We start from the raw sequence: 3,345 nt of genomic DNA on the forward strand, positions 1-3,345 counted from the left end.
TAGCGTTCGAGCAGTACGCGGTCGCGGCCGAACGCATTCTTCGCTTCGCGCTGGCAGGATTCGAGCGCGGCGGAAAATTCCTCCGCCTTGCGCACGATGCGCATGCCCTTGCCGCCGCCGCCATACGCGGCCTTGATCATCAGCGGAAAACCGACGCGCGCCGCCTCGCGTGCGAGCAGGGCAGGGTCCTGATCCTCGCCGGTATAGCCGGGAACCACGGGCACGCCGTGGCTGGCCATCAGGTCCTTGGCGCCGGCCTTGGAACCCATCTTGCGCATCGACGCCGCGGACGGGCCGATGAACACGATGCCCGCACGTTCCGCCGCTTCGGCGAAGTCGGCGTTTTCAGACAGGAATCCGTAACCGGGATGAATCGCCTGCGCACCGCTCTGTCGGGCGACCTCGATGATCGCCTCGCCGCGCAGGTACGAATCCGCCGGTCGCGGGCCGCCGATCGGATAGGCGAAATCCGCCATGCGCACATGCTGGGCCGCGGCGTCGGCCTGCGAATACACGGCAACCGTCTGGATGCCCAGACGTCGGCACGTGCGCATGACGCGGCAGGCGATCTCGCCGCGATTGGCGACCAGGATACGCGTGAACATGCTCTAGCCCTCCCGGGGCTTCAGGGCGATCAATTTTCCGGCAACTGGCAAACCGCTTCGATGTTGTGGCCATCGGGGTCGAGCACGAAGGCGCCGTAGTAGTTCGCGTGATAGTGCGGGCGCAGGCCCGGCGCGCCGTTGTCGACGCCGCCCGCGGCGAGTGCGGCCCGGTAAAACGCATCGACGGCGGCGCGGTTCGGCGCATTGAACGCGACGTGCAGCTTGCCGCGCAACACGCCGGCTCCGTTGCCGAGCCAGAAATAGGGCCTGCCCTCGCTGCCGAAACCCGCATGCGCGTGACTGCCGGTCATTTCCTCGGTCACTTCCATGACCAGGCCGATGTCGAGCGGCGCCAGCGCGCGGCGGTAGAACGCCTTGCTGCGCTCGATGTCGGACACGGTAAAGCCGATATGGTCGATTTTCATTGGATTGGACATGGTCTACTCCTTTGCGATCGGCGCCGCAGCGAGCCACTGCGGCGCGCGTTTGTTGAGAAACGCATTCAATCCCTCCTGGCCTTCCGCCGCAACGCGCAGACGCGCGATCAGGGCGGCGTTATCCATATCGATGCTCTTGGCGTGCTGGCGCGAGGCGCCACTCATGCGCAGGGCCAGTTGCTTGGCTTCAATCTGCGCCTGCGGACCGCCCCTTGCCAGCCAGTCGAGCACGCGATCCACGGCCGTGTCCAGCTGATCCGCGGCGACGACTTCATGCACGAGGTTGAGCCAGGCGGCCTCGGGTGCATCGAAAATCTCGCCGGTGACGAACAGCCGCCGCGCGGCGCGCGCGCCGATCGCGGCGATGACGTAGGGCGAGATCACCGCCGGGACGAGGCCGAGCTTGACTTCGGTCAGGCCGAACTTGGCGCTGTCCGCAGCGATGGCGATGTCGCAGCAGGCAATCAATCCGACGCCGCCGCCATAGGCCGGGCCATTGACGCGCGCGACAGTCGGCTTGGCGAGAAAATTCAGCGTGCGCATCAGCAGCGCCAGGCGCTCCGAGTCGCGGCGGTTCTCCTCTTCGGAGGCCTGCGCCATGCTGCTCATCCAGTTGAGATCCGCGCCAGCCGAGAACGACGTGCCGGTGCCGCTGAGCACAACAACGCGCACCTGCGGGTCGCGTTCGGCGTCGAGCAGGGCGGCAGTCAGATCTGCGATCAGCGCTTCGTCGAAGGCGTTGTGCACCTTGGGACGATTCAGCGTGATGCGCGCGATGGATCCGCTGCGATCGATTAGCAACGACTTCGGCATGCTCCCTTCCCGAGACTCCCGCGACGGCAGGCTGCAATGATAGCGGGTACGCTGTGCAACGAATACGTCGCTTTCGCCTTGGCGCGTCGCCCGCACGCGGCTTGCTAGAATTGGCGCAAGTCCGGTTCCGAGAGACACGATGTCCATCTTGCAAGTCTACCTGCGCGTGCTCGCCTTGCTTGCGCCCGAAAAATGGCTGGCGATCACGCTCGCGTTGGCCAATCTTGCCCTGTCCGGCGTGTTTTTCCTTGAACCGGTGCTGTTCGGCAAGGTGGTCGACGCACTTGCCGCGAACGGCCACAAAGAGGCCTGGCACTACATCATGCTCTGGGCCTGTGTCGGCCTCGGCGGGGTGGTCGCCAGCGTCTGGGTGTCGCTGTTCGCGGACCGCCTCGCGCACCGGCGCCGGCTCGCGGTAATCGCGCAATTCTTCGAGCACTCTGTCGCCTTGCCGCTGGCTTTTCACGGCCAACACCATACCGGCCGCCTGCTGCGCATCATGCACAACGGCAGCAGCAACCTGTTCAATCTGTGGCTGGGTTTTTTCCGCGAACACCTGGCGACGCTGCTGTCGATCATCATCATGGTGCCGTGGACGCTGCGCACGAACTGGAAGCTCGGTCTGCTGATGATCGGCCTGATGACCAGCTTCGCGATCTTCAACACGATTGCCATGCAACGCACGCACAAGGCGCAGGGCGAGGTCGAGGAACTGCACCACGAGATATCCGAGCGTGCCGGCGACGTGTTCGGCAACGTGCTCGTGGTGCAGAGCTACAACCGGCTGTCGACCGAGGTGAAGGCGATCCGCGACATGATGAAGCGCGTGCTTGCGGCACAGTATCCGGTGCTGCGCGGCTGGGCATGGCTGGCGGTTGCCAACCGGGCGGCGTCGACGCTCACCATCGTGGCGATTTTTACCCTCGGCGCGGAACTCAACGCGAAGGGCGAAGTGACCGTCGGCGGCATCGTCACCTTCGTCAACTTCGCCTTGATGCAGATCGGCAAGCTCGAACAATTCGCGGGTTTCATTTCCGGCCTGTTTTTCCAGACCCCCTCGTTGTCCGACTTCTTCGCCGTGCTCGACGCCAAGGCAGTGCTGCAGGAAAAACCGGGTGCGCCGCCGCTACCGGCCAATGTGCGCGGCGAGGTGCAGTTCGACAACGTCTCGTTCGGCTACGACGCCTCGCATCCGGCGCTGAGAAACCTGAGTTTCCGCATCCCGGCCGGCGGCACGGCGGCGATCGTGGGTCCGACCGGCGCCGGCAAGACCACGGCGCTGAGCCTGCTCTATCGCGCCTACGATCCGAGCGCAGGGCGCATCACGATCGACGGCATCGATATTCGCGAAGTGGGCCTGAATTCACTGCGCGAACATATCGCCGTGGTGTTCCAGGATCCCGGCCTGTTCTACCGTTCGATCGCCGACAACCTGCGCATCGGCAACCCCGAAGCGAGCGACGCCGAACTCGAGGCGGCCGCGCAGGCCG

At 65.1% G+C, this 3,345-nt stretch carries 4 protein-coding genes; 1 reads left to right on the forward strand and 3 read right to left on the reverse strand.

Annotated elements, in window-relative coordinates; genetic code table 11:
- The 3 genes from VIE67_RS06585 to VIE67_RS06595 all read right to left on the reverse strand — a co-directional run.
- The coding region (locus VIE67_RS06585; protein ID WP_332024491.1) for a biotin carboxylase N-terminal domain-containing protein at positions 1-605 on the reverse strand (605 nt) is incomplete at its 3' end.
- 29 nt (positions 606-634) lie between these two features.
- Positions 635-1,042 carry a VOC family protein gene (locus VIE67_RS06590; RefSeq protein ID WP_332024493.1) on the reverse strand — a complete coding sequence of 136 codons (408 nt, stop codon included), beginning with the start codon at positions 1,040-1,042 and terminating at the stop codon, positions 635-637.
- A 3-nt stretch (positions 1,043-1,045) separates the two neighbouring features.
- On the reverse strand, positions 1,046-1,855 hold the full coding sequence (locus VIE67_RS06595; RefSeq protein ID WP_332024495.1) for an enoyl-CoA hydratase-related protein: 810 nt from the start codon (positions 1,853-1,855) through the stop codon (positions 1,046-1,048).
- Between the two features lie 139 nt (positions 1,856-1,994).
- Here VIE67_RS06595 and VIE67_RS06600 point away from each other — a divergent pair.
- Positions 1,995-3,345 (forward strand): ABC transporter transmembrane domain-containing protein (locus tag VIE67_RS06600; RefSeq protein WP_332024497.1); only part of this gene is annotated, 1,351 nt, incomplete at its 3' end.

The organism is Rudaea sp. (assembly GCF_036560865.1).
In the GTDB taxonomy this organism is placed as follows: domain Bacteria; phylum Pseudomonadota; class Gammaproteobacteria; order Xanthomonadales; family Rhodanobacteraceae; genus Rudaea.

Coding starts and splice junctions, on each gene's coding strand:
- VIE67_RS06590 (WP_332024493.1), bottom strand. CDS start 1,042: ATGTCCAATCCAATGAAAATCGACCATATCGGCTTTACCGTGTCCGAC.
- VIE67_RS06595 (WP_332024495.1), bottom strand. CDS start 1,855: ATGCCGAAGTCGTTGCTAATCGATCGCAGCGGATCCATCGCGCGCATC.